Below are 24,966 nucleotides of genomic sequence, written 5' to 3' on the forward strand. Positions count from 1 at the left end.
CGGCGCGGGGGCCGGGGCATAATATCTCATAGCGCCCCGGCCGGGGAGCGCCGCTTGCGCGGACGAAATGCGCAAAAATAATTTCTCCTTTTGGAAACAGGACAATTTAACAACGTTATAGGAGGGCCTTATGAAACAAGCCCGAAAGAGCAGCTTTCGCCGGAACTTTGGCGATTTAAGAGGCATGCTGGCCCTGACCCGCGGCAACCGCCTGCAATACCTGTGGGCGATCATCAGCGTGGGCGTAGCCAGTCTGATGGGGTATGCCATGCCGCTGATCGTACGGGTCACGGTGGACAGCGTGATCGACACCCAGCCCTTTGACCTGCCGCAAACCTTGGTGAACTGGATCGAAATGGCCGGCGGGCGGGAGGCCTGGCGGCAGAACCTGTGGGTCAGCGCGGTCATACTGGTGGCCATGGCGCTGATCGGCGGGCTATTTACCTATTTCCGCGGCCGGTACACGGCCAAAGCGTCGGAAGGGATCGCCCAGCGCCTGCGGGACCGGCTTTACGGCCACCTGCAGACCCTCTCTTACGATTATCACGTCAAGGCCGAGACGGGAGACCTGATCCAGCGGTGCACCTCGGATGTGGAGACCATACGCCGCTTTTTGGCGGTGCAGGTGATCGAGCTGGTGCGGGGCGTATTTATGGTGGGCATCGCCGTGGCGATCCTGCTGCCGATCAGCCCCAAGCTGACGGGGATATCCCTTATCATGGTGCCGCCTATGTTCCTGTTCTCGCTGATCTATTTTGTAAAGGTGCAGCAGCGCTTTCGCCGGGCGGACGAGGCCGAGGGCGAGATGAGCACCGTGCTCCAGGAGAATCTGACGGGGATGCGGGTGGTGCGCGCCTTTGGCCAGCAGGCCTACGAGGTGGAAAAGTTTGACCGGTACAACCGCACCAACCGGGATCTATATTATAAACTGATGAAGCTGATGGGCTTTTACTGGGGCTTTAGCGACTACATGGGGTTTTTGCAGATCGGCATCTCGTTGACCGCGGGGGTCGCCATGACCGTCAGCGGCGAGATCACCCTGGGGTCGATGCTGGTGTTTACCTCTTATTCCAGCATGATGCTCTGGCCGGTGCGCCAGCTGGGGCGCATCCTGGCGGATATGGGCAAGGCCATGGTCTCCTTTGAGCGGCTACAGCAGATATTGACCCAGCCTTCCGAGCCGGACGACGGGGTGCAGGACGAGCAGGCCGTGCGGGGCGACATCGTATTTGACCACGTGTGGTTCGGCTATGAAAAGGATAAGCCGGTGCTGCGGGATGTATCCTTTACCGCTAAGGTGGGGGAGACCATTGCCATATTGGGCGCCACCGGTTCGGGCAAAAGCTCGCTGGTGCACCTTTTGCAGCGCCTGTACGATTACGATAAGGGCGAGATCACCCTGGGTGGGCGCCCGATCCGGCAGCTGAATCGCAAGTGGCTGCGCCGCCGGGTGGGCATCGTCCTGCAGGAGCCCTTCCTCTTCTCCAAGACCATACGGGAGAATATCGGCATTACCAAGCGGGGCGCGGGAGAGGACGAGATCATCGAGGCGGCGCGCATCGCCGCGGTGCACGAAGTGATCACCTCCTTTGACCAGGGGTATGAGACGCCGGTGGGCGAGCGCGGGGTCACCCTCTCGGGCGGACAGAAGCAGCGGGTGGCCATCGCCCGGATGCTGATGCAAAATGCGCCCATCCTGATCTTTGACGATTCGCTCAGCGCGGTTGACACCCAGACGGACGCCACCATACGCGCCGCACTGCAAAAACGGCGCAGGGGCGTCACGACCTTTATCATCTCCCACCGGATCAACACCCTCTCGGAGGCGGACCAGATTTTGGTGTTGGAGGAGGGGCGCATCGTCCAGCGGGGTACGCACGAAACGCTGTTGGGAGAAGAAGGGCTGTACCGGCGCATCTGGGCGCTACAAGAGGGCGCCGCGCAGGAGGCGTAAGACCAATAAAATAAAGGAATTTAAAGCCTATGCAAGGGTTTAAAGAAAAAGATTTTGACGAGAAGATCGGCTTTTCCATCTGGCGCAGGCTGCTCAAGTTCGCCCTGCCCTACCGGCGGGACCTGATCGCCATCATTGTGGCCATGGTGTTTACCGCGGCGGCGGATATTGCCCTGCCGCTATTGACCAAGTACGCCATCGATACCTATATCGCAAGCAATTCCCTGCAGGGGCTGCCCGGGTTTATGGCGGTGTATGCGGTGATCTTCGGCATCCAGGGGGCGCTGGTGGCGTTTTTTGTGCGCAAGGCCAGCAAGGTGGAGATGTACGTCAGCTACGATATCCGCAAAGAGGGGTTTAAGCGATTGCAGCAGCTCTCCTTCTCCTTTTACGACCATACGCCGGTGGGATATATGATGGCCCGGATGACCAGCGACGTCAACCGCTTGAGCGAGACCATCGGCTGGAGCTTAACGGATGTGGCCTGGTCCATCTGCTTTGTGCTGGGCGTGGCGGGGGCCATGCTGGCCATGAACTGGCGCCTGGCGCTGCTGGTATTGGTGGTGCTGCCGCCGCTGGCGGTGGTCAGCCTGTATTTCCAGAAAAAGATTCTGCACTATCACCGCATCATCCGCCGCACCAACAGCCGGATCACCGGGGCGTTTAACGAGGGGATCAGCGGGGCCAAGACCTCTAAGACCCTGGTGCGGGAGCAGGCCAACCTGGAGGAGTTTCAGGTGCTGACGGAGGAGATGTACCGTTCCTCGGTCAAAAGCGCCACGTTTTCGGCCATCTACATGCCCATCGTCATGGTGCTGGGCTCCATCGGCACGGCGCTGGCCTTGTGGCAGGGCGGCAATATCGCGCTGCTGACCGGGTTCGGCACGCTGGCGGCCTTTTTGAGCTATACCACTCAGTTTTTCGATCCCGTCCAGCAGCTGGCCCGCATCTTTGCCGAGCTGCAAAGCGCGCAGGCCGCGGCCGAGCGGGTGATGAACCTGGTGGAGACTCAGCCGGAGATCACCGACAGCCAGGGCGTGGAGGCCATCTACGGGGATGTGTTCGCCCCCAAGCGGGAGAACTGGGAGCCCATCAAGGGCCGCGTGACCTTCCAGCACACCGGCTTTGCCTATCAAAGCGGCGAGCGGGTGCTGGAGGATTTTAACCTGGATGTGCGCCCGGGCGAGCGCATTGCCCTGGTGGGGGAAACGGGGGCGGGCAAGTCCACCATCGTCAACCTGCTATGCCGGTTCTATGAGCCTACGGAGGGCAAGATCCTGATCGACGGGAAGGACTACAGGGCCCGCTCGCAGCTTTGGCTGCAATCAAACCTTGGATACGTGCTGCAATCCCCCCACCTGTTCAGCGGGACCATTGCGGACAATATCCGCTACGGCAACCGCTCGGCTTCCCTGGAACAGGTCAGGCGTGCGGCGCGGCTGGTGCACGCGGATGGATTTATCGAGGCGCTGGAGAAGGGCTACGATACCCAGGTGGGCGAAGGGGGCAATCTGCTTTCCACCGGGCAAAAACAGCTGATCTCCTTTGCCCGGGCTATCCTGCCCGATCCGCAGCTGTTCGTGCTGGATGAGGCCACTTCCTCCATCGATACCGAGACCGAGGCGTTGATTCAGCAGGCCATCTACAACGTGCTGGAGAACCGCACCAGCTTTATCGTGGCGCACCGGCTTTCCACCATCCGCTCGGCAGACCGGATACTGGTGATCGACGGGGGAAGGATCGTCGAACAGGGCAGCCATCGGGAGCTGATGGGACAAAAGGGGCATTATTACGAGCTTTACACCCGCCAGTTCATGCAGGAGCGCCAGGACGACCTGCTGGGCGGCCGGGAGGGGGCGGGCTAAAATACAAAAGGCCCGGCAGCATACTGCCGGGCCCCCTTTGTTATGGCTTGGGTTTTTGACTCCGCCCCAAAAGATAATCTACCGTTGTATCATAAAAATCTGCCAGCTTGAGTAGTATCTGCGTGGGTATGTCATTTTCACCGGTTTCATATTTGGAATAGCCTGTCTGGGACATGCCAAGCATTTGTGCAACCTGCTTCTGGTCCAGATCCCGATCCTCCCGCAGCTCTCGGATACGTCTATACAACGTTCTCACCTCAGCGTTTTAAGATGTTTCAGGTTGTTGCAAGCGAACCTAAACAGATTATAACCTATTCTGCGGTGGCGGATATAGCCTTTTCTCGGAAATAGAAAAAACCTTAGTTCAACTGTTTTGGATTTATTTGCAGGTGAAATATAATAGAGATTAAGCATAGCGGCCGCTTTACAGGGCTTCCCCAGGCAGGGTATAATCGAGATAAAGAGGGCTAAAACGATATAGCTATCAAATAAGGGGGAGAAGAGATGATCGTTGAAACGACATACGGCCGGATAGAGGGGATACGCGAGGGGCGCTTTGAAGCCTATAAAAACATACCCTTTGCCGCGCCGCCGGTGGGGCCGCTGCGCTTTAAGCCGCCCCAGCCGCCACAAAAGTGGGACGGCGTGCGGGATTGCACCCGATTTGGCCCGCGGGCCATGCAAAATCCGGCGCATCCGGATAACGCCGGCGCGCAGATGAGCGAGGCGGACTGCCTGAACTTAAACGTTTGGACGCCTAAAGCTGATGGCGGCAGGCGCCCGGTGGTGGTGCACATCCATGGCGGCGGGCTTTGCTTTGGATGGAACAGCGAGGATTGTTTTGACGGGCAGCACTTCGTACAGGAGCGTGAGGTGGTGCTGGTGGCCATCCAGTACCGGCTGGGCATTTTGGGCTATCTGTACCTGGGCGAGTTGCTGGGGGAGGAGTATGCCCAGTCCGCCAACTGCGGACTGCTGGATCAGCTGGCCGCGCTGCGATGGATCCGCGAGAATATCGCCCGCTTTGGCGGTGATCCGGAAAACGTGACCATCATGGGCGAATCCGCGGGCGGCCGCTCGGTGGGCGGACTGCTGGCGCTGCCCGCGGCGCAGGGCCTTTTCCACAAGGCTATTTTGCAAAGCGGGGCCATCCAGTCCATCCGGGACCGGCACACGGCGTCGGTCTTGGCGCGTAAAACGCTAAAAGAGGGTTTTGGGCTGGAGAGTAAGGACGCAAGGCAGCTTTTGACCCTGCCGGCCGAGGCGATTATCGCCGGGCAGGCGCGGCTGGAGGGCGGGCTTTACCTGCCGCACACCTTCGGGCCGGTGATCGATGGGATCAATCTGAAAGAGCCGCCCCAGGAAACTATCGCCCGCGGGGCGCTTAAGGATATTCCGGTGCTGATCGGCTGCAACCGGGATGAGCTGCGCACCCCGGTGCAGCCGGATGACTTTACGCCGGCGTTTATCGACCATTGCCTGGCTAATTTTGGCCTTAACCGTCCGCATGTGGAGGCAGAATACCTAAAGCGGCTGGAAAGCATGGATGGGCCGGACGCCATGGCGGATATTATGACGACCTATGTTTATGGTAACCATACTCTGGCATTAGCTGCCCTTTTGGCAAAAGGGGGCAGCCCGGTATGGCTGTACCGATGGGATCACGACCAAAACAACGTACCCTTGGCCGCGCACTTTACCGAGATGCCCTACATTTTTGATTTTGATGAAAAGGAATATCACAAGGGCTTCCCCGATACGGCGCAAAATCATGCGCTGGCCAAGAGGATGAACGCGATCTGGAACAACTTTATCCTCAATGGCACGCCGCAGACATGTGGCATGCCCGATTGGCCGGCCTACCGTCAGGCGGGGCCAGGGGTGCGGATGCACCTGTGCGCACAGCCCTATGGCGAGGCGTTCGATCTTGCCCGGGATTTTGACCGAGAGATGCCCTATCAGGTGATCCGGCTTTGACCGTTATGGAGGAGCATATAATGGACGCGAACCATTATCAGGTTTTTGGGATTGGCGAAAAGAGTTGGCGGATCGACGAGGATTGGACGCGATTTTTCCTGTTCGAGGGCAGCGAAAGGGCGCTGCTGGTAGATACCGGCTTTGGCCAGGGGGATATTCGCGCCCTGGTGGAAGGGCTGACAGAACGGCCGGTGATGGTGGTCAACACCCATGCGGACTGGGATCATTGCGGGGGCAACGCGGCCTTTGCCTGCGCCTACATGCATCCGTCGGACTTCGAGCATTATCACCAATCCGATGCGGGCAGAGGCCGGCAGGCCCTGCCATTGTGGGAAGGGGACGTGATCGACCTTGGTGGCCGCTGTTTTGAGGTGATCCTGATCCCGGGGCATACGCCGGGCAGCATCGCGCTGCTGGATGCTCAGGAGCGGATCCTGCTCTCGGGCGACAGTGTGCAGGCCGGCTCGATCCACCTGTTCGGGCGCTGGCGGGATATGGACGCCTACCAGGCCAGCCTGGAAAAGCTGATCGGCCTGCAGGCGCGGTTTGACACCATCTATCCCTCCCACGGGCCGGCGACGGTGGGGAAAGAATTGCTGCCCCGGCTGCTGGAAGGGGCGCGCAGGGCGCAGGCGGGGCAGATCAAAGGCGTCCCCTCGCCGGACCGGCCGGCGGATATTTACGATATCGGCGAGGCGGAGTTTTTATACCGTTAATCATAAAAGGTGATGGCTTAGGCCATCACCTTTTAATGGTTCATATTGGGCGGACAGGCTACATAGAAATAAAGGGATCAACCAAGCCTATGGGTCCATGCGGAAAAGGATCTTGTCATACCGGCGCAGCAGGTATAGCAGCGGCAGGCCCAGCACATAGCAGGCTGCCAGCTGCCCCAACCCTACATAGCCCACGGTGGGCAGCATGGGGAAGCCCGTAACATAGCTGAGCATGGGCCCGACGATGGCCGCGTTAAACAGCACCGAGGGCAGCGGCACGAGAAAAGGCCAGCGGCGCAGCTTGCGCGCCGCCAGTGCAGCCAACAGCGTGGCCAGCGAGCCAAAGACGATATCCAGGATGCCGTAGCCGCCGATCAGGTTGGCCAGCAGGCAGCCTACGAATAACCCGGGCACGGCGGCCGGGGTGAAAAAGGGCAGCACGGTCAGCGCCTCGGAAACGCGCACCTGGCCGGTGGCTGAAAAGCTGATGGGCTGCAGCGCAAGGGTAAGCGCGGCGTACAGCGCGGCGATCAGCGCTGCCTGGACGAGATAGCGTACGGATTTTTTCTGCATAAAAAAGACCTCCCGCGGGCATGCAAAATAAAAGGGCCTTGTTGCCAGGCCTTTTATCCCGTCCGCCCGTAAAGCGGCAGGTTTGCCCGTAGTTTTGTTTTAGGACAGGATGGTTACGAACTGTCCGATTGAATTTTAAGTTATTTTAACATATTTATTGCGTACAGGCAATCAATCACCGGCAATATTTTACACAATAGATATTAAGGTTGAGGCGCAGTTATGTTATAATAACTTTGTTATTGTAAAATTTTACGCGACAGATGAGAAAATAGGGGAATGGAGTAAGGGTATGAAAAAAGTATCGCTACTAATGGTAATTAGTGTGATTTTGTGCTTGGCATTGCTTGCAGGCGGGTGCCAACCTGCCGTGCAGGACGCGCTGGTGCCGATGGATTCTGATGCCGCGCAGCAGAGTGCTGAACAGCGTCAGGTATCCGTACCTAAGATCAATGTGCCGGAGGGGTATGTGATGGACCCCGCGCTGCAATACATCTCGGGCGCCATGGTGCCGGCGGATTCACTCAGCCCAAACATGGTAGGCGAGAATGGAGAGCTTCTCTATAAAGTAAAGGCGGGCGCATCCGCGTCAGCTTCTGCAACAGCTACGCCCTCTGCGGCACAGGCTACGCCCAGTGCAAACCTGCCTGCGGGGTATAACGGTGGGTACCTGATCCGGGTCAACCTGAAGGGTCAGGTGGTCACCGCCTTTGCCAAGGACGATTCGGGCAACTTTACCATCCCTGTTCGCAGCATGATCTGCTCCTCGGGCGCGGGTGGAAAGACGCCTAAGGGCACCTTTAAGACATCCGATAAGTACCGCTGGCATCTGCTTAATGGCGGCGTATACGGGCAGTATTGCACGCGGATCACGGGACATATCCTGTTCCATTCGGTTCCGTTTGCGGCGCCGCGCAACGATACGCTCAAGTGGAATATGTATAATCAGCTGGGCAGCGCTGTATCCGCCGGATGTATCCGCTTGCGGACTATCGACGCCAAGTGGATCTATGACAACTGCCGCTCCGGGACGACGGTGGAGATCGTGGCCAGCGGCTCCTGGCCGGGCGTGCCTTCCCGTTTGAGCACGGGTAAGGTTGCCGCGGGAACCAAGTGGGATCCCACAGATCCAGACCCGAAGAATCCCAACCGGGACGAGACCATCCCGGTGGAGACGCCGACGCCGAAACCCACCCCCACGCCAGAGCCTTCGGAGGAGCCTACGCCTGTTGTGACGCCGACGCCCCCCCCGACGCCGACGCCTACCCCCACGCCTACTCCGACGCCGACGCCTACCCCGACGCCGACCCCAACGCCCACGCCTACCCCGTCTACGACGACGGAGCAGCCTGCGGCATAGGGAAATACTGAACTGTGATGGAAGAAGCCAGCCTGGCAAAGGCTGGCTTCTGTTTTTTTATTTAGACCAATGCGCGGTTCAGGTATGGCGAATAGGGGTGAGAAATATCTAAAATAGGGCTTGCCAATCGGCATTGTGGATGCTATAATATTGCTTGCACCACGGATATAAAGTGGTTGTGGTAACTGAATATCGCCGTGGGGGTGTAGCTCAGTTGGCTAGAGCGGTTGCTTCGCATGTAACAGGCCAGCGGTTCGAATCCGCTCATCTCCACCACATCGCCGTAAGCTGCATTGCTTACGGCGTTTTTTTATGTTGCGCAGCATCATGGCGCAGAGTGTGGACAAAGCGACGGCATGCCGCTAGCTTATTGCGAAAATTCAGCACCAACATTCTATAATAAGATTTTATAGCGCCTAAACGGCGGCAAGCTCTCGCACCCAAGTTCGCAAACCGATGATATGGTTTGCGAATTTTTTTGTTTGGCAGGATCATCAAAAAAACGCTGCGCAGCCGCAATGCCGAGGTGCGATGCGGGGGTTATAGTTCTACAGAATGCTGGGCCGATGTTTAAAACGCGAACCTGTTGATGAACATTCATGCAAGCGTGGGGGAGGCGCGTTTCAAAACTTGGCGCGCAGCTCCACCACCTTGCCCAGGATGCGAACCGGCAGGGACTCGATCTGGGCGTTGGTGTAAAACATTGGCTCATAAGCCGCATTGGTGGGGATCAGCATGATCCCCTCGGGGCTGAGCTTAACGCGCTTGATGGTCGCGTCGTCGCCATTGACCAGCACGATGGCGATATCCCCGGTCTGCACCGTATCCTGCTGGCGAACGATGACCACGTCGCCCGCGCTGAACTTGGGCTCCATGCTGTCCCCGGTGATCTTTAGGGCGAAATACTGGTGCGCGGCGGCCATTTCCTCGGGGATCTCCTCGTAATCGATCACCGTTTCGATGGCTTCCATAGGGATGCCGGCGACTACGCGGCCCAATACGGGAATCTGAACAGCCCCTTTTGCTGGGGAGGCCATGGGCCTTCCCAGCAAAAAATCGGCACTGACGCCCAGTAGATGTGCGATGCGCCCCAACATCTCCGGATTGGGCGAGGATGTGCCGGCCTCATACCGTGCATAGGCCTGTTGGGAAATGGATAGCTTTTCGGCCACCGCGCGCTGGGAGTAACCCAGCTGGCTGCGCGCTGCCCGCAGACGATCTGAAAACATTTATTCGATCCCTCCTGCATTTAATATACCACAATAAGTTGTAAAATCATAGAAAAATAGTTAAAAACCACCTTGACTACAACATAATAGCGTACTATAATTACAAACACAACGATATGTTGTTGATAAACCGCACGACAAGAATAGGTTGTATAAATGGGTTGAGGGGGGAGCAGATGAGCCAGACGAAATATAAGATGCCAGAAGATGTGCGCAGAACGGTGATGGGCTATATTCAAGGGTATCCGCGGCGCAAGATGTGGTACCAGCAGCAGCGCGAGGAGATCCTACACCAGGGTAGCAAGCGGTTTGAGGAATACGTAATGGCGGACGGACGCGGCGGCCGGGTATATTTTCCGCGCAGTGGCAGTACGGGCGATAACACGGCCAGCCGCGCGAACCGGCTTATCCAGCTGGAACAGCACCCGAACGTGTGCATTATGCGCGCTATCGAGGAGGCCCAGGAGGACGCCGGCGCGGATATTCCCTCCGAAGAGGAGCGGCGCAGGGTGCGCCAGGCCGTGTTGGACAGCTGCGTGCTGGGGAGAAACTTTACCTTTGAGTACAGCGCGCTGCCGCTGGGTAAAACTAATTTCTATGAGCGGAGAAGGCGGTTTATCTGGATCGTGGCAAAAAAACTGAGATTGATCTAAAGGCGAACAGAGACGCGAAAACAAGACGTATAATGGTATCATCGGGAAGCGGGCAGGAAAAAGAGCGGTTGCTTGCCGAATAGTCCACAAAATGTACTATTGGAGGCGCGAAACCTCGTAAAAAACGCGTAACGGAAGGGGGAGAGCGGGATGAACCGTAGTTTTTTGCAGGCTTTTGGCCTGAACAAGGATGCGATCGACCAGATACTGGACGCTTGCGGCGCGCAGATCAACGCATTAAAAAAGCAGCTGACGAAGCTCAGCGAACGGAACCGGGCCCTGCAGGCTGGGCTGGATGCGGCAAACGCACGGCTGGCCGGTTACGAGGCCATGGATCTTGGCGGGCTGCAACAGGAGCTGATGCGGGAACGGGCGCTGCGTAAACTGGAGCAAAGGCGCCGCATCCTGGCCCGCAACCTGATGATGGCGGGATGTATGGACGCCGATTACATTCTGCTGGCGATGGGTGAGGCGCAGCCATCCGAGGATTGGCTGCTGGACGACCCGGAGGCGTTTACCCGGGCGGCGCGGAGGAAGTATGGCGCCTATTTCGCAACCGAACCGCAGGGGCGGCCCTTAAAAACCGCGGGCAACGAGCCCGGGCCGCGATAATCCATGGCAAAGGCAGGCGGGCGCGCGACCCTGATGGGGTTGCATAACCCAAGAGAGAAGAGCAGGCGGCACCGCGCCGCGCCCTCCTTTTAGGCCATGGGAATGAGAACAAGTGAGCGATCGAACCAAAACAAAAGATGAAAGGAAGATTATATTATGGCAACGACTACGCCGGTAAAAGGCACTGAACGCGCAATGATCGATTGCAGCATGATCGTAGTGACCACCAAGGAGGAGACGCCGCGCTGCATCGCCATCACCTCTGGCACCAAGCTGGGCGTGGAACCCCAGATCGAGACCAAGGAGGCGGTTAAGCTCATCATCAAAGGGGCGCTGAAGGCCCAGAAGAAGGAGAGCAAGACCATCACCGGCCATATCCTGACCCTGACGGACAACATGACCATTTTGGAGCTGCTGGAGATCCTGCAGGGCGGCACGGTGACTAAGGATGAGTCGGGCAAAATCACCGGCTATACCCCGGAGGTATCCGGCTCCGCCTTTGAGCCTGTAGTCTTCAGCCTGGATGCGTATTCCGCGCAGATGTCCGGCTCTGAAGTGGTGGGCTATGAAAAGGTGAGCTATCCTGGCTGCACCGGTTCCCCTGTGGGCCTGGGCAGCGAGGACGACGTATTCCGCGTAACGGAGTATTCCATCAACTCGGCGCCCGGCAACGGCGAGGCCCCTTATACCATCGCCTACGTGGACGCGCTGCCCACGGTGAGCGACCCGGTGGTCACGCCTGGCGCGTAATCCCAATAAATAAAAACTAAGGAGGAAAGGCAATATGGCTGTAACGTCGATGCAAAAGTTCAAAAGTTATCAGGACGGGTGCGAGGTCACCCTCCCGGGCTTCGTGGCGGACGAGCCCATCTGCGTGAAACTCAAACGGGTCTCCATGCTGGCGATGGCGCAGGCGGGGCGGATCCCCAACGCCCTGCTGACCGCCGCTGCGGAGTTGTTCAAAAACGGCATCAACCTGGAAAAGGCTCAGGACGGAGAGGATTTTAAGCAAATCGCCGAGACGATGACGGTAATCGCTCGGGAGAGTCTGGTGGAGCCCACCTATGAGGAGCTGGAAGAGGCCGGCGTAGGGCTGACGGACACCCAGCTGCTGTATATCTACAACTTCTGCCAGACGGGGGTGGATGCCCTGAAATCCTTTCGTAAAGAGCAGGAAAGTGATGCCGATCATCGGGATGGCGCGAGCGTACCGAAGAAGGCCAAGCGAACTAATGGGCATTGATGAGGACAGCTATACAGCCTATTGCCTGGACGAGGCCTGCTATTTCATCCAGCGGCAGATCGAAGAGGGATTTACCCCGGTGTTTGAGCAGCGGGTCCAAAGCCTCCGCAAGTTTTACGGCGAACTGATGCAGACCTAAAGGCCCTGCGCCGTACAGGCGGGCACAGTTTGGGCTGCCCGGCGCGGGATAGGCTGCGAATATGGGAGTGGAGAAAAGCACGTATGAAGATGCGTGCTTTTCTGTTACCCCGGTGTGGCTCCATGAGAAACGATTGATTACCTGAATACGGGTAATGATGGCGCGCGGACAATCGTTGTATCTCCCCGGCTGTGTACGGTATAATAAATAATAAGGGGGGATACAAAGTGAGAGGAAATAAAAGAGCCGTATGCTTCGTGCTGGCGGTTTTGTTGGCGCTGGGATGCCTGGGGATGGCGGGGTGTAAAGAGCCAGAGCCGCAAATGTATGTCGTAAGGAACCTTGTGGTACAAGACATTCCAGGTAATTGGAAGATGATTGCAGATTACCGAGAATTAGCAATCCCTTCTATTACTCTGGAGATTGATGCTGATACTAGATTTGTAGCTTCGTTTTATCCACAATATTGGCTAGTAGATAGTAAAATAAAAGCAGATAAGAAAGAACTGGAGGAAGGGGAAAAATACGAAGTATTAGATACTGTGGAGCTTACGAATTTTATGGCAACGCATATAAAACGGACAAAAAGAGAAGATGTTAAATTCAGGTATATTGAGTGCTATACATTTAAATGTGGAGATGGTGTTGGGTCCATAGCAATTCAAAAAACTCCTAATAGCCAATATGATATAAATGGTGAACAATTTCAAGGACTTTTGAATTCAGCAGAAAAGCTTAGCTTTGAAATTGGCGAAGATAGAGATGTTAGCGATAAATGATATAAGGCATGAAAAAGCCACTACAGCAGTGTAGTGGCTTTTTTAGACCCCAAGTAGGAGGTGCAAATTTAATGGCAGAGACCATCAAGATGGTGATCGAGTCCTCATCCTGGATGAGTGAAGCCCTAAAAATGACGGAGGGACTGGAAATTTATAAGTGGAAAGGAGGGTGGTATATGGGGGGCTGCTATTGTAACCAAGCGGTGGCATACGGTATAATATGAAAAGAGAAAGGGGGATAAAAATGAGAGGAAACAAAAGAGCCGTATGCTTATTACTGGCAGTTTTGTTGGCGCTGGGATGCCTGGGGATGGCGGGGTGCAAGGAGCCGCATCCGGAAAACTATTATGTAGGACGCTTGAAGATTGGCTATATGCCCGACAATTGGGAACTGACGGATGTTATTGATGATAAATATGACGGAAGTACCGCCAAGTGGTTTAAAATTGATGAAGAGACAACTTTAAGATTAATATTTAAAGATACTCACGAATCATTAGAAGAGTACTATCAAAATGAATCTAATGCTACTATGCCCAAATATAAGCGGAGCGAAATGCTTGGAACGCGAACAATTGCTGAACAAGAAGCAATTCATTATATGGTTTATTATGAAGAGGATTGGGGGACTACAACTGAAGTATATGCACTAAAGTTAAAGGATGGAATTGGCGCTTTTCGTATTGAGAGAACAGCAGATAGCCAGTATGTGGCAGGGGAAGAATTAGAACGTGTATTAGATAGTGCAGGTATAGCGATGTCAGTACTTGACCCGTAATAGACGAAACGCAAATGGGGAATATTTTAGGGAATAATAGGCAAATAATGCCAATACTTGAGTGTTGGATCGCTATTCAGATAAAGCCGCAGGCAAAATGCCGGCGGCTTTTATTATGAAAAAAGGAGGTATATAAGATGGCGGAAACAGTAAAATTTACGCTGGAATCATCGTCGTGGATGACGGAGGTTGGAAAGCTAACTGATGGATTGAAGGACATCACGTTGCGATCGGGCGAGACGAAAACCGCGCTGGAAATCGTAGCCATCAATGCGGACAAAGTTAGTTCATCCATGAAGAATATGGGAAAGGAGGCCAAAACTGCAGGAGAGACGGCAAAAACTGAAATGGGGAAGCTGGGAACGGCGGCAGTTGACGTAGCGAAACTATTTACGGATACCGAAACCAAGTATAAGGACGCCGCCTCATCTGTAGCGAACGTCGGCGGAGCGATTACCTCTGTCGCGGGAGCCATCAATCCGGTCGCAGGAGCTGTGGCGGGATTGGCTACAGCGTTTGGAACGATGGGCACATGGGCGGCGGAGGCGTTTGGCAAAGCCCATGAAGCCAGCGTACAGGCCAACTTAGAACAACAATTTGGTAAGGCCAAATGGGCCGCAGAAGATCTGGAGGCGGTGGCGAAAAGGCTGACTACTACGGACTGGACCATTCAGATTTCCACTTACATGGATGCGAAAGGCAAGATGGACCAGACGGAGAATGAATTGAACGAAGCTTTGGCCAAGTTAAACCAATACGACTGGAAGGTTCAGGTAGGCATTGGGTTGACCCCGGAGGAACAGGAAGATTACAAAGCGACGATCGATAGCTATATCGCATCGGCACAACAGTATGCCGAACAACAGCACTACACCATGACGCTTGCCCTGGGCGTCAGCTTTGGGCAGGATTCAAACTCCAGTTCGCAGCTTTTAGCCTTTACAAACGCTTATTATGGCAGCGCTGAAAATGAGTTAGCGGCCCTGGGACGGGATTTGGCCGCCGTAATCAGCAAAGCTATGGAAGAAAATGATTTTGAAAAGTATCAGCCGGATATTCAAAAGCTGCAAGGTAAATATAACGATGCCTTGAAGGAACTGCAAAGCAAAAAATTTGAGGCGACCATCGCCAATTTGGATGTTGTTTTGGGTAGCGATAACCTCAAACCCAATAAAGAAAGCTATGATAAGGTGATGGCCAGAATCAAGGAGGCTACCGACCAGATCGAGCAGGAGGCCAGCCAGGCCAACGCTATTACGATGCAGTTGATTCTGGACAACTACGATGCGATGATCGAGGCCGGGGTATCTGAAGAAGTAGCTGGCCAAATCAAACAGCAGGCTGTGGACGAGATGACGATGAACCTTTCGCAAAACAAAGCGGAGGTATCATTAGGCGCCTTTGAATATACCACGGGTATTTTAGAGGATAGCTTCAAAGATCAATTTACTGGTTCAATGGATAAGATCAAAGGCATCACCAGCATGGGGTTCAGCGATCTGAACACCAAATTTGGCGGTTCTCTTAAAGAAATGGCTAATCAAGTGAGAATCGATACGGTGAACAACGGCATGCTGATGGACGAAGCCGCCCTTAAAGCGACCCAGGATTACGTAGACAGCATGAAGCCCGAGGTGGATAAATGGGAGGCCCTGGCCGAGGAATATAAAGAGAAGGGCATGCAGGTGCCGGAAAATTTGAGTAAAGGTATTACGGATGCGAAGCGCCTGCAGGCGATGACGGGCGATACCGATGCTGCAATGTACTTGCTTGGGCAACAATTGGCTAATTCGCCAGAGCTTGATGCCATGCTAAAACAGGCTAAAGAAAATGGCGAGAAACTGGATGAAAGCTTGGCTGCAGGAATTGCATCTCAAACAAACCAAATATATGATGCTGAAAGTGGCTTGTTCCGAACTATGCAAAACACCAGCCAGGACGCCTCCGCCCTTGTTGCGCAGGAGATGAATAGACAGGGGATGAAAGTTGGGGACGCGGCGGCAGACGGCTTGGCACAGAGTTCCGGCGTGGTCTATGACGAAGTGAACAAAATGTGGGTCACAGCTGAATCGGTCGCCCAGGAAAGCGCACGGCAGACAGGCATGACGAACCAGTATGAAGGGCAACTGGTCACCCATGCGCAGGCGGAAGGTATCCGCAGCGGGGAAGGAGAGGTCGTAGGCGCAGTACAAGAAGTAAATGCCAGCGGTGCACAAGCGGCGCAGGAAGACCAGCAGTTGCCAGAGGCGCTGAAAAATAAGGGCAGCGAAGGGGCGCAGGCCGAGGCACAGGGCCTACAGGAAAACCAGGGCGTACTAAATCAGACGGTGACCGACCAGCAGACCGGCGTGGCGGAGGCGGTAAACAACGATCAGCAGGTACCCGAGGCCATGTACGGCTCGGGCGCTAACGCGATGATGGCCTATTTAAACAGCTTGATAGAAAATGGAGAGGGACCAAACGCGCAGATGCAGGCCTTTTTGATGGGGCTGGGCGGAATGTTGATGCTATCCAACCTGCCGATGCTGGCCTATATGCTGGGCGGCAACATGGGTACACAGCTAGGCGGCGGGCTGGGAAGCCAAAGCTGGTTTGCCAACGGCCAGATGCAGGCCATGATGGATCAGATGAACGCGACCGCCAGCTCGAACGCATATGACCCGAGATGGAGCGGATACGGTGCGAACCCCATCTCGATGATGGCGGGCGGTATGTATAGCCAAATGTACGCTATTAACGCGCAGGCGGATAACGTAAACAGCGCGATGAATCCCTTGGGAAGCTTCCCCGGTTATATGTGGGGCCATGATTTTGGCTTTGGGTTCTATTCGGGCTTGCACGATACGAGAGAATTGATCATTATGGAAGCCAATGGCATTGCCAGCGCCATCCGGCGCATCATGCATTTTTCCCGCCCGGACGAGGGGCCGTTGCGGGACTATGAGACCTGGATGCCGCACTTTGTGGAAGGGCTGGCAGAGGGGATGGACGAAAACCGTTATCGGGTGATGCAGGCGGCGCGCAGGTTGTCGCAGAGCGTGAGCGACGAGATGGGATTTTCCAGCGACTTCGACTTCTCGGACTTTGCGGCACCGGACTGGCAGGGCTCCATTAAAGTACAAAGCGACAAGTTCTTTGACCCGGAGGCGATCATGGAGGCGGTATCCCGGGCGATGAGGGAGAACCCCGTGGTGGTGGAGAACCGCATCGACAACTACACGACTTTGGAGCTGGACGGGGACGTGCTGGCGCGCAAGACGGAGCCGGCGATCTCGCGGTTGATGCAGAAAAAGAGCCAGCTGGCAAAATAAGGACCTTTAAAACGTTAAGGATGAGCGGCGCGAAAGCGGCGCTTTTTTTGACGCCGTTTTGCCGGCTGATCCGATAACGATGGAGAAGGACAGAAAAGACTTTCAAGGAGGGATGAGGATTGAAGCAAAAGCATTACAGACGCCCGCCAAGAGTGGGCGAGCGGTGCTTGGTGGACGGGGTCGAGACCTATGCGGCTTTTGACGCAGATCTGATCGATTTCCGCATTCTGGCGCGCAGCGTGGACGCCCACTACGGGGAGGTGCCGCCGGAGGAGCCGGCGTACTACTACACCCAGATGTCCGCCAAACCGCTGGAGGCCGAATTTTACGTGGGCGGCGCCAGCGACGATGAGGCGCAGATCAACCTCTCGCGGTTGGTGGAGGCCAGCAAGCACTGCGTGCTGCGCAAGGAAGGGTCGGACTTTGAGTATCCGGCGATCCTGACGGGGTACGAGATGGAACACACCGGGGTGGAGCATTACCTGCTGGTGACGATGAACTTTACTGCCCGGCTGCGCAAGCCTTTGGTGGACTGCGAGCTGACGGGGAGCGGCACGGTGTACAACGAGGGCAATCTTGCTTCGGGATACAGGCTGACCGTACATCCGTACCAGGATATGGCAAGCGTGACGGTAGCGGGGATGACGCTTAAAAACCTGCATGCGGGCAAGGACTTTACGGTGGACGGGATCGAATACCGGGTGACGGAGGAGGGGGTCAACCGCTTTGCGGATACGGACATCACGGCTTTCCCCCAGATGCTGCCGGGCGAAAACTATATCGAAATACCGGACGGGGTCAAGGTAACGATCGCCTTTTACCCCGCCTACCTGTAAGGAGGAATGGCGTTGCTGAAAATTTACGACCGGGATGGGGTGCAGCAGTACGCGCTGGCCGGAGTGGACTACTGCGTGACCCATGCGTTTGACGGTGAGGACACGCTGGAGTTCGACCTGCCGGCCAGCCATGAGGCCTATGACGCCCTGATGGAAGAGATACGGGTGGAAACCGGGGACAATCGGTTTGTGATCAAGGCGCTGGACGAGTACGCGGACGGCTGCACGGTGGACTGCCAGCTGGACCTTGACGAATGGAAGAACCGGTTCTACAAAAACTTTGCGATGACGCAGCGTACGCTTACGGAGGTGATGGCCGCCATTGCGCCGCCGGGATGGACGGTGACCGGCGCGGCAGGCATCTTGCGCACGGGGACAGTGGAGGCGGAATACGCCACGGATTACGACCTGCTGGGGAAGACAGCGGAGGCGTTTGGGGTGGTATTCAACTACGACGTGCCCGCGCGGCGGGTAACGGTGATCGACCCGGAGGGGATCGCGCCGGGCGGCGTATACCTGGTAGAAGAGCTGAACCTGAAAAAGATGAGTTACAAAGGGATGAGCACGGAGCTGGTCACCCGGCTGTACGCATACGGCAAGGATGGATTGACGTTTGCGGACATCAACGGCGGCAAGGAATACGTGGAAGATTTGAGCTATTGCGACAAGGTGATCTCGGCGGTTTGGAAAGCTAGCGATTACACCGACGCGGCGCAGCTCAAGGCCGACGCGGAAAAGCAGCTGAAAAGCCTGGCCTATCCGGTGCGCAGCTATGAGTGCGACGTGGTAGATCTGGCGGCGGTGAACCCGGACTATGCATTTTTAGGCAACTGGATGTATCAGGTGGTCACGCTGATGGACAAGCGACGGGGCACCCGCCAGCAGCACCAGGTGGTGGAATACAAGGAGTATCCCCTCAGCCCGGAAAACAATGTGGTGACCCTCTCGACCGCGGTGCCCAAGATCGAAGGGAGCATCAAGCAGATCAAAAACCAGCTGGAGGATGTACGCGAGGGGGTAGCCGGGCAGGGCGAGGCGATTGAGAACGCGACGGCCCTGATCACCGGGGCCAAGGGCGGCAACGTGGTGCTGCGCATGGACGCCCAGGGCAAGCCCACCGAGATATTGGTGATGGACGCGGAGGACATCGACGCGGCGCGCAAGGTGTGGCGCTGGAATATGAACGGATTGGGCTTTTCAAAAAACGGCATTGCCGGACCTTATGAAACGGCGATGACCATCGACGGGGCGATCGTGGCGGATTTCATCACCGCGGGGACGATGTCGGCGGATCTGATACGAGCCGGAAAACTGATCAGCCAGAATGGCACGATGGATATCAGTTTAGATGATGGCAGTATCACCATGACAACGGGCGAATATAAAGCCAGGATGTACGGATCGGCCTTTTATTTGAGCCGTGGCGGATCAGACACACTTGAAATATACAGCAACGCGGAAGAACCCTTTGGTGTTATTACACTAAAAGGTGCAGATGATACGCAAGCGACAATTATCAAGCACAGCGCGGTCGATACGCCAAATGTTTACCTGTATTTTCCAAGTGGAGAGACCGCAAGGTGCTTATATGTTGTGAATAGCAATACACGCGCTCTGGACATAGACCAAATCAACGGCTTAGATGTGGACTGGGTCTGGAGCACGGAGATGAACCGGTATGTGCTGGCAGAGAAACAATAGGAGGGAGTAACAGTATGGAACATGTACAAAAGTTGACGCTGGACATGGGGCTGCGGGTAACGCCGCCTAAACTGTATGCCAAGCAGGGAGACAGGGATACGCGCAAGATCAACTGCGAGATGGTAATGGATGGGATGCCCTATGCGCCAGGGGAGGGCGTGACAGCCCTATACGCGCTGCGCAAGCCGGATGATACGCAAGTGATCGAAAATGCACAGCTCTCGGGCAGCGCGTGCAGCCTGACACTGTCAGAGCAGTGCTTGACGGTACCGGGCGTATGCCTGTGTGAGGTGATCTTATACAAGGGCGAGGCGGTGCTGGCCAGCGCCACCTTTGAGTTGGACGTGGCGCCCAACGTGTATGACGAGGACGGGGTGATCAGCTCGGACGATTACGGCGCTTTGGTGGCGGCTACTGCAGAGGCCAACACGGTGACGCAGGAGGCCAACAGCGCAGCCGCTCTGGCAAATGAGAAAGCCAACCTGGCCGGGCAAAAGGCGGCGCAGGCCCAGGAGCAGGCCCAGGCCGCCCAGACCCAGGCGAGCGCGGCTCAGGCCGCGGCTGCGGCGGCCAACACCGCGAAGACCGCAGCGGATACGGCGGCGCAGGCCGCGAACACCGCCGCGCAGAACGCCCAGACCCAGGCGGACTATGCCCAGCAGCAAGGGGACGCCGTGGCGGACATCATCGAGCAGGGCGGGTTTGCCAGCGTGGGGCACAAACATGACGCCGCTGATATGACCAGCGGGATTTTGCCGGTGGCGCGCGGCGGAACGGGGGTAGCCTCCCTCTCTGAGATGGGCTTTTCAAACCCCAACCTGCTGGTCAACGGTGGGTTTGATGTGTGGCAGGAGCTGGAGAGCTATACATTTAAGGGTAATAGCTTGGTTGGTTACTGTGCGGATCAGTGGATGTTTTGGAGTTATGGCGCAGGGTCGGAAGCAGCAACGATCACTCGTACAGAGGATGGTTTGCGCGTACAGCATAACGGGTATACCGGGGGTACGTATGTTCATCAGACGTTCCCGGATGCGGAGTATAGCAAAAAACTGGCTGGGAAAACAGTCACGCTATCGTTTGAGGCCACGATTGCATCCGGATCAAGGATTAGGGCTATACTGCGCAACAGTACACAGTTTGGAAAATTTAGCGGCGGAAGCGGCACGGATATTACGTACAAAAATATAAACGGAGACGGGACAAGGCAAGTGTACAGCGTATCTGGCATTGTGCCGGATGATGTTACTGACTTATGCATTGGTTTTAACGGGGCATCAAATTACTCAACCAATGATTATACCCTGCACTGGGTCAAGCTGGAGGTTGGCGGCGCGGCCACGCCGTATGTACCGGCAGACTATGCAACGGAGCTGATGCGCTGCATGCGGTATTACTGGAGGCCTTTTACCTATTTATATACTCACCATGTACCTGCGGATCGGGATAGCTGGTATTTGCTAGCCGGTATTACCTTTCCTGTCAGAATGCGCGTTGCTCCGACGACGACTATATACGAGCCGCATAACGTAATGATCGACGAGGCCGATTATGGCGGTTATAAGTTTGGCGCGGAGGATTGGGGGGCGCCAAATCATATTTGGGTTAAGGGTGATAGCGATAGAACGAATTATGAACGTCTAAAAGAGTGGGGCGTGAAAGTTGACGGGTTAACTGAATTTTTGATTGAAGATTTTGGCAATACCACACCACCAGACAATGACCGATGGGCTTATTATTTCCATGCGGAATTTGACGCACGGCGATATTCATAGGAGGGGAAACGATGAAGGTATACGCAAGATGCAACGATGAGGGACTGGTAAAACGCATTTTCTCTGAGGTTTTTGAAGCGCCGGAAGCAACGGACCGCCTGCTTAAAGAGGGCGAGGGTGACGAATATGTCCACGTGCAAAGCCAATACCAGCTGTATGACCAGTGGGGCCGGCACAACTATATCTGGGACGAGGAGACAGGCGGCATGCGGGAGCTGACGGAGGAGGAAAAGCCTCCCAAGCCAGAGCCGCAGCCCAGCGAAGTAGAGGTTTTGCGCCAGCAAGTGGAGTTGATGCGCAAACAGATCGAAATCCTGACGGGAGGTGCAGAGTAATATGGACGCTTTGGAGAGAGCCCGGCAGACGCGCCGGGCTATTACTTTATACGCTAAAGAGTTGCCGGACGAGCAGGCGGCGGGGATGCCCAGCCTGTTTGAGGCGTGGGACGGAAACGATGTTACCTACAAGATGGGGGACCGGGTGCAGTACAATGACCTGCTGTACAAATGCCTGACGGATCACACGTCACAGGAGAGTTGGACGCCGGATGCGGCAGTAGCGCTGTGGGTGCGCATTGACGATCCGGCGGTTGAATGGCCGCAGTGGCAGCAGCCGACCGGCGCAACGGATGCCTATGACAAGGGAGACAAGGTCAGCCACAATGGCAAGCATTGGATCAGCGATGTGGACGCAAACACATGGGAGCCGGGCGTATCGGGCTGGACGCAGGCGGATGAATATAAGGAGAAATTTTGATGCAAACAATCAAACGAGGCAGCAAGGGCGAAGCGGTCAGAAAGATGCAGCGGCTGCTCATCGCGGCGGGGTACAGTCTGCCCAAGTATGGGGCGGACGGGACGTTCGGCGCGGAATCAGAGAGCGCGCTGCGCGAGTTCCAGTCGGACAACGGCCTTAGCGCGGACGGGATTTGCGGCCCCAAGACCTGGGCGGCGCTGCAGGCCAAAGGCGCGGGCGAGACGATCAGGCGAGGCAGCAAAGGCGAAGCGGTCAGAGAGATGCAGCAGCTGCTCATCGCAGCGGGCTATGCCTTACCTAAGTATGGGGCCGACGGCAGTTTTGGCGCGGAGAGCGAGGAGGCCTTGCGTAAGTTCCAAGAGGCAAACGGCCTGGCGGTGGACGGTATCTGCGGCCCCAAGACCTGGGCGGCGCTGCAGGCCGGGGATGAGCCGGGCACGGAGCACTTTAAACTACGGGAGTTTGGCTGCCGGGATGGATCGGCGGTACCGCGGGAGTACTGGGGCAACGTGCGGGCGCTGATGGCGGAGCTTGAGAAGATCCGCGCGGTGTGGGGAAAGCCCATCATCATCAACAGCGGATACCGCACCAAGACCTACAACCAGCAGTGCGGCGGGGCGAAAGCCAGCCAGCACTTAACGGCAAATGCGGTTGATATCTCGGTGCAGGGGGTGGCGCCCTCTACGGTGTACAACAAGCTTAACGCCATGTACCCGGACCAGGGCCTGGGCAAATACGCGGGCTTCACCCATCTCGACCTACGCGGCTACCGGGCACGGTGGTAAGGAGGGCGAAGATGGAAGCGGAGAGCGAGCGCTTTATGCAAGAGATCGTCGATCTGCGTGAGGCGGTAGCGATGTTGCGCACGGATGTAAAGATGGCCTTTAAGCGCATCGACGAACAACACGAAATGGTAGAAACGGTACATAACCTGGCGCTGAGCCTGCGCGATATGGCAGGAGAGATCAAGGCGATGCGCAAGGATGTGGACAGCCTGCGGCGAGATATGGACGCCATGCAGGCACGACCGGCGGAACATTGGCAAACGCTGGTAAAAAGCGCGCTGTCGGGCGTGGCGGGCGCTTTAGTGGGCGCGGGCATGCTGCTGATTTTAAACCGATAGAGGGATACTGTAAAAAGGGACGGGGGCGATTGGCCCCCGACCCTTTTTCTTTTTACCCTAAAGGCGAAATAGAGGAAACCGGCTATAATTAAAAAAATGAAATGGATCAAAACAGGCCGATCTGGTTCAGCAGGGCGATACCGTCGCGCAGGCCGCGGCTATAGCAGGAGATATAAGGTTCCAGATCGGGCTGGGAGGAGGTATGAAAGTAATCCTGCAGCTGTTTGCGCTGTTCTGGCGTTAGCGTCAGAACGCCCTCATCCTCGAACAGGAAGTCAAAACGGGCGGCGTCCTCCTGACAGGCGTTTGCCGGAGGGCTGGCGAGCAATACTTCGTTACAGGCTTGGGCGAACAGTTCTTGCAGTGCGTCTTCAAAATTCCACTGTGTTTCCATAAAAATTCCTCCATCGTATTAAGATTGGGATAGGGAGTGGATAAGGGAAAGGACATGGGCGCCAAACGAGTTTATTTTCCCCAGGGCCCGATGGATATTATACGAAACAGTATGAGCGGATGGGGCAGTATGATAAAACGATTTTTAGGGGGTAATTTGTCTAAAATTGCGGCTTATTATGATGCTAACAATTGATCCTTCCATTTGATATTCTTTGAGGATGAGAGGTGAGCAATCATGATGAAACGCAAGACCCCACTTCCCTTTCCTGAATCCGGATCCTGTTTGCGATACTATAGAGAATTAAGAGGCTATACGCAAGAGCAGCTGGCCGAGATGGTGGGAATGGCCCCCAGCTATTATGGATATATCGAGCGCGGACGGCAGATGGCGACGATCGCCTACTTTTATAAGCTCTCTCAGGTACTGTGCGTGCCTATCGAGGCGCTGCTGCTGCCGGAATACCGCGAGCAGGAGGAGGATGGGCTTAAGGGCGTACTGATGGCGCAGATCGGCCAGCTGACGCCGGAAGAGTGCAAGATTGCGTATGAACTTCTCTGCCGGATCGTACCGATGATCCGAGAACAGCAGATCAAATCAAAATAAAAAGCGGCGCTACCGGCGCCGTTTTTTATTTTATATATCGGACAAGACCTGGGGCCTGCATGCTTAGTAGTATTTAACCAGGCGGTGCATCCAGCCGGAAAAGTGCAGCGTTAAAGAGCGCAAAGGCGCTGTGCTTTAACGCACGTAAGCACGCCGTAGCAGCGGCCCCCGCATTTCATGCCGCAAAATCACCTGTTTTTATCCAGAGTCGCCTTGGTCGCCAAAAGAATATCCGTCATAATGCAGATATCCCGCGCCGAACAGTGCTCAAACAATTCGGCGATCCTGTTCAGCGTAACGGGGCTGAGCGGTTGCGCTTTGCCAAAGAGCAGTTCATCCGTGCTGGTATGGAGAGCCCTTGATATTTTAGCCAATACGGGAAGACTCAATTTAGTCGAGCCCGTTTCGATATGGCTCATGTGCGTAAGGGAGATATCCACGATCTCGGCCAGCTTTTCCTGCGTCATGTTTTTGGATTTACGTATATTGCGTATCCGACGGCCTATCTGTATATAATCCATTTAAACCTGCCCATCCAATTAATTTATACTTGAATTGTAAAGGCGTATATTTTATAATTTAATAACGT

The 24,966-nt window shown here is 55.7% G+C and carries 27 protein-coding genes and 1 tRNA gene; 23 read left to right on the forward strand and 5 right to left on the reverse strand.

Annotated features, from left to right (window positions below; translation table 11 throughout):
• The first annotated feature begins 130 nt into the window (after positions 1-130).
• Together H8699_RS08825 and H8699_RS08830 are read left to right on the forward strand one after the other, a co-directional pair.
• Positions 131-1,954 carry an ABC transporter ATP-binding protein gene (locus H8699_RS08825; protein WP_249285358.1) on the forward strand — a complete coding sequence of 608 codons (1,824 nt, stop codon included), beginning with the start codon at positions 131-133 and terminating at the stop codon, positions 1,952-1,954.
• 29 nt (positions 1,955-1,983) lie between these two features.
• A complete protein-coding gene (locus H8699_RS08830; protein WP_249285359.1) occupies positions 1,984-3,819 on the forward strand; it encodes an ABC transporter ATP-binding protein in 1,836 nt (611 codons plus the stop codon).
• Positions 3,820-3,859: 40 nt separating this feature from the next.
• Here H8699_RS08830 and H8699_RS08835 read toward each other — a convergent pair whose 3' ends face one another.
• Complete coding sequence (locus H8699_RS08835; RefSeq protein WP_249285360.1) at positions 3,860-4,066, reverse strand: helix-turn-helix domain-containing protein; 207 nt, start codon at positions 4,064-4,066, stop codon at positions 3,860-3,862.
• 257 nt (positions 4,067-4,323) lie between these two features.
• On the opposite strand from H8699_RS08835, the gene H8699_RS08840 reads away from it, so the two are divergent.
• Entirely contained in the window at positions 4,324-5,796 is a 1,473-nt protein-coding gene (locus H8699_RS08840) for a carboxylesterase/lipase family protein (RefSeq protein ID WP_249285361.1), read from the forward strand.
• 20 nt (positions 5,797-5,816) lie between these two features.
• Complete coding sequence (locus tag H8699_RS08845) at positions 5,817-6,512, forward strand: MBL fold metallo-hydrolase (RefSeq protein WP_249285362.1); 696 nt, start codon at positions 5,817-5,819, stop codon at positions 6,510-6,512.
• An 87-nt stretch (positions 6,513-6,599) separates the two neighbouring features.
• Here H8699_RS08845 and H8699_RS08850 read toward each other — a convergent pair whose 3' ends face one another.
• Complete coding sequence (locus H8699_RS08850) at positions 6,600-7,085, reverse strand: QueT transporter family protein (protein WP_249285363.1); 486 nt, start codon at positions 7,083-7,085, stop codon at positions 6,600-6,602.
• A 292-nt stretch (positions 7,086-7,377) separates the two neighbouring features.
• Here H8699_RS08850 and H8699_RS08855 point away from each other — a divergent pair, with 292 nt between their 5' ends.
• On the forward strand, positions 7,378-8,445 hold the full coding sequence (locus tag H8699_RS08855) for a L,D-transpeptidase (RefSeq protein ID WP_249285364.1): 1,068 nt from the start codon (positions 7,378-7,380) through the stop codon (positions 8,443-8,445).
• Between the two features lie 199 nt (positions 8,446-8,644).
• A tRNA-Ala gene (locus H8699_RS08860) sits at positions 8,645-8,721 on the forward strand.
• Between the two features lie 347 nt (positions 8,722-9,068).
• Here H8699_RS08860 and H8699_RS08865 read toward each other — a convergent pair.
• Positions 9,069-9,674 (reverse strand): LexA family protein, encoded by a 606-nt coding sequence (locus tag H8699_RS08865; RefSeq protein WP_249285365.1) that lies wholly within the window; start codon positions 9,672-9,674, stop codon positions 9,069-9,071.
• A gap of 176 nt (positions 9,675-9,850) precedes the next feature.
• Here H8699_RS08865 and H8699_RS08870 point away from each other — a divergent pair, with 176 nt between their 5' ends.
• The 16 genes from H8699_RS08870 (at position 9,851) to H8699_RS08945 (ending at position 23,377) form a co-directional block, all read left to right on the forward strand.
• On the forward strand, positions 9,851-10,327 hold the full coding sequence (locus tag H8699_RS08870) for a hypothetical protein (protein WP_138294471.1): 477 nt from the start codon (positions 9,851-9,853) through the stop codon (positions 10,325-10,327).
• 150 nt (positions 10,328-10,477) lie between these two features.
• Positions 10,478-10,939: a phage scaffolding protein gene (locus tag H8699_RS08875; RefSeq protein WP_249285366.1), complete on the forward strand. Its 462-nt coding sequence runs from the start codon at positions 10,478-10,480 to the stop codon at positions 10,937-10,939.
• Positions 10,940-11,095: 156 nt separating this feature from the next.
• The gene (locus H8699_RS08880) at positions 11,096-11,689 is read left to right on the forward strand and encodes a hypothetical protein (RefSeq protein ID WP_249285367.1); all 594 of its coding nucleotides are present in this window, start codon (positions 11,096-11,098) and stop codon (positions 11,687-11,689) included.
• Positions 11,690-11,723: 34 nt separating this feature from the next.
• Entirely contained in the window at positions 11,724-12,182 is a 459-nt protein-coding gene (locus H8699_RS08885; RefSeq protein ID WP_249285368.1) for a hypothetical protein, read from the forward strand.
• Complete coding sequence (locus H8699_RS08890) at positions 12,172-12,321, forward strand: hypothetical protein (RefSeq protein WP_249285369.1); 150 nt, start codon at positions 12,172-12,174, stop codon at positions 12,319-12,321. The genes H8699_RS08885 and H8699_RS08890 overlap by 11 nt, the downstream gene beginning before the upstream one ends.
• A gap of 227 nt (positions 12,322-12,548) precedes the next feature.
• Positions 12,549-13,100, forward strand: coding sequence for a hypothetical protein (locus H8699_RS08895; protein WP_249285370.1), 552 nt, complete (start codon positions 12,549-12,551; stop codon positions 13,098-13,100).
• A gap of 71 nt (positions 13,101-13,171) precedes the next feature.
• On the forward strand, positions 13,172-13,324 hold the full coding sequence (locus tag H8699_RS08900; protein ID WP_249285371.1) for a hypothetical protein: 153 nt from the start codon (positions 13,172-13,174) through the stop codon (positions 13,322-13,324).
• Positions 13,325-13,344: 20 nt separating this feature from the next.
• On the forward strand, positions 13,345-13,878 hold the full coding sequence (locus H8699_RS08905) for a hypothetical protein (RefSeq protein ID WP_249285372.1): 534 nt from the start codon (positions 13,345-13,347) through the stop codon (positions 13,876-13,878).
• A gap of 137 nt (positions 13,879-14,015) precedes the next feature.
• The gene (locus H8699_RS08910) at positions 14,016-17,189 is read left to right on the forward strand and encodes a hypothetical protein (protein ID WP_249285373.1); all 3,174 of its coding nucleotides are present in this window, start codon (positions 14,016-14,018) and stop codon (positions 17,187-17,189) included.
• 119 nt (positions 17,190-17,308) lie between these two features.
• Entirely contained in the window at positions 17,309-18,025 is a 717-nt protein-coding gene (locus tag H8699_RS08915; protein WP_249285374.1) for a phage tail family protein, read from the forward strand.
• Between the two features lie 12 nt (positions 18,026-18,037).
• A complete protein-coding gene (locus H8699_RS08920) occupies positions 18,038-19,726 on the forward strand; it encodes a phage tail spike protein (protein WP_249285375.1) in 1,689 nt (562 codons plus the stop codon).
• Between the two features lie 14 nt (positions 19,727-19,740).
• Positions 19,741-21,498, forward strand: coding sequence for a BppU family phage baseplate upper protein (locus H8699_RS08925; RefSeq protein ID WP_249285376.1), 1,758 nt, complete (start codon positions 19,741-19,743; stop codon positions 21,496-21,498).
• Positions 21,499-21,509: 11 nt separating this feature from the next.
• Positions 21,510-21,833, forward strand: a complete 324-nt coding sequence (locus tag H8699_RS08930) for a hypothetical protein (RefSeq protein ID WP_249285377.1) — start codon at positions 21,510-21,512, stop codon at positions 21,831-21,833.
• A gap of 1 nt (position 21,834) precedes the next feature.
• Positions 21,835-22,254 (forward strand): carbohydrate-binding protein, encoded by a 420-nt coding sequence (locus H8699_RS08935; RefSeq protein WP_249285378.1) that lies wholly within the window; start codon positions 21,835-21,837, stop codon positions 22,252-22,254.
• Positions 22,254-23,039, forward strand: coding sequence for a peptidoglycan-binding protein (locus H8699_RS08940; RefSeq protein ID WP_249285379.1), 786 nt, complete (start codon positions 22,254-22,256; stop codon positions 23,037-23,039). The genes H8699_RS08935 and H8699_RS08940 overlap by 1 nt, the downstream gene beginning before the upstream one ends.
• An 11-nt stretch (positions 23,040-23,050) precedes the next feature.
• A complete protein-coding gene (locus H8699_RS08945; protein WP_138294458.1) occupies positions 23,051-23,377 on the forward strand; it encodes a hypothetical protein in 327 nt (108 codons plus the stop codon).
• 106 nt (positions 23,378-23,483) lie between these two features.
• Here H8699_RS08945 and H8699_RS08950 read toward each other — a convergent pair whose 3' ends face one another.
• A complete protein-coding gene (locus H8699_RS08950) occupies positions 23,484-23,771 on the reverse strand; it encodes a hypothetical protein (RefSeq protein ID WP_138294457.1) in 288 nt (95 codons plus the stop codon).
• A gap of 237 nt (positions 23,772-24,008) precedes the next feature.
• Between H8699_RS08950 and H8699_RS08955 the strand changes: the two genes are divergently transcribed.
• Positions 24,009-24,377, forward strand: a complete 369-nt coding sequence (locus H8699_RS08955) for a helix-turn-helix domain-containing protein (RefSeq protein ID WP_138294456.1) — start codon at positions 24,009-24,011, stop codon at positions 24,375-24,377.
• A gap of 188 nt (positions 24,378-24,565) precedes the next feature.
• Here H8699_RS08955 and H8699_RS08960 read toward each other — a convergent pair whose 3' ends face one another.
• Complete coding sequence (locus tag H8699_RS08960; protein ID WP_249285380.1) at positions 24,566-24,898, reverse strand: helix-turn-helix domain-containing protein; 333 nt, start codon at positions 24,896-24,898, stop codon at positions 24,566-24,568.
• Positions 24,899-24,966: the final 68 nt, after the last annotated feature.

Source organism: Luoshenia tenuis (assembly GCF_014384745.1).
Classification (GTDB): Bacteria; Bacillota; Clostridia; order Christensenellales.

What these genes read in the sequence shown, in the direction of transcription:
- H8699_RS08880 (WP_249285367.1), top strand. Translation starts at nt 11,096, where the DNA reads ATGGCAACGACTACGCCGGTAAAAGGCACTGAACGCGCAATGATCGAT.
- H8699_RS08840 (WP_249285361.1), top strand. Translation starts at nt 4,324, where the DNA reads ATGATCGTTGAAACGACATACGGCCGGATAGAGGGGATACGCGAGGGG.
- H8699_RS08855 (WP_249285364.1), top strand. Translation starts at nt 7,378, where the DNA reads ATGAAAAAAGTATCGCTACTAATGGTAATTAGTGTGATTTTGTGCTTG.
- H8699_RS08945 (WP_138294458.1), top strand. Translation starts at nt 23,051, where the DNA reads ATGGAAGCGGAGAGCGAGCGCTTTATGCAAGAGATCGTCGATCTGCGT.
- H8699_RS08885 (WP_249285368.1), top strand. Translation starts at nt 11,724, where the DNA reads ATGGCTGTAACGTCGATGCAAAAGTTCAAAAGTTATCAGGACGGGTGC.
- H8699_RS08960 (WP_249285380.1), bottom strand. Translation starts at nt 24,898, where the DNA reads ATGGATTATATACAGATAGGCCGTCGGATACGCAATATACGTAAATCC.
- H8699_RS08950 (WP_138294457.1), bottom strand. Translation starts at nt 23,771, where the DNA reads ATGGAAACACAGTGGAATTTTGAAGACGCACTGCAAGAACTGTTCGCC.
- H8699_RS08850 (WP_249285363.1), bottom strand. Translation starts at nt 7,085, where the DNA reads ATGCAGAAAAAATCCGTACGCTATCTCGTCCAGGCAGCGCTGATCGCC.
- H8699_RS08825 (WP_249285358.1), top strand. Translation starts at nt 131, where the DNA reads ATGAAACAAGCCCGAAAGAGCAGCTTTCGCCGGAACTTTGGCGATTTA.
- H8699_RS08845 (WP_249285362.1), top strand. Translation starts at nt 5,817, where the DNA reads ATGGACGCGAACCATTATCAGGTTTTTGGGATTGGCGAAAAGAGTTGG.
- H8699_RS08930 (WP_249285377.1), top strand. Translation starts at nt 21,510, where the DNA reads ATGAAGGTATACGCAAGATGCAACGATGAGGGACTGGTAAAACGCATT.
- H8699_RS08890 (WP_249285369.1), top strand. Translation starts at nt 12,172, where the DNA reads ATGGGCATTGATGAGGACAGCTATACAGCCTATTGCCTGGACGAGGCC.
- H8699_RS08830 (WP_249285359.1), top strand. Translation starts at nt 1,984, where the DNA reads ATGCAAGGGTTTAAAGAAAAAGATTTTGACGAGAAGATCGGCTTTTCC.
- H8699_RS08935 (WP_249285378.1), top strand. Translation starts at nt 21,835, where the DNA reads ATGGACGCTTTGGAGAGAGCCCGGCAGACGCGCCGGGCTATTACTTTA.
- H8699_RS08865 (WP_249285365.1), bottom strand. Translation starts at nt 9,674, where the DNA reads ATGTTTTCAGATCGTCTGCGGGCAGCGCGCAGCCAGCTGGGTTACTCC.
- H8699_RS08955 (WP_138294456.1), top strand. Translation starts at nt 24,009, where the DNA reads ATGATGAAACGCAAGACCCCACTTCCCTTTCCTGAATCCGGATCCTGT.
- H8699_RS08870 (WP_138294471.1), top strand. Translation starts at nt 9,851, where the DNA reads ATGAGCCAGACGAAATATAAGATGCCAGAAGATGTGCGCAGAACGGTG.
- H8699_RS08940 (WP_249285379.1), top strand. Translation starts at nt 22,254, where the DNA reads ATGCAAACAATCAAACGAGGCAGCAAGGGCGAAGCGGTCAGAAAGATG.
- H8699_RS08875 (WP_249285366.1), top strand. Translation starts at nt 10,478, where the DNA reads ATGAACCGTAGTTTTTTGCAGGCTTTTGGCCTGAACAAGGATGCGATC.
- H8699_RS08900 (WP_249285371.1), top strand. Translation starts at nt 13,172, where the DNA reads ATGGCAGAGACCATCAAGATGGTGATCGAGTCCTCATCCTGGATGAGT.
- H8699_RS08910 (WP_249285373.1), top strand. Translation starts at nt 14,016, where the DNA reads ATGGCGGAAACAGTAAAATTTACGCTGGAATCATCGTCGTGGATGACG.
- H8699_RS08925 (WP_249285376.1), top strand. Translation starts at nt 19,741, where the DNA reads ATGGAACATGTACAAAAGTTGACGCTGGACATGGGGCTGCGGGTAACG.
- H8699_RS08905 (WP_249285372.1), top strand. Translation starts at nt 13,345, where the DNA reads ATGAGAGGAAACAAAAGAGCCGTATGCTTATTACTGGCAGTTTTGTTG.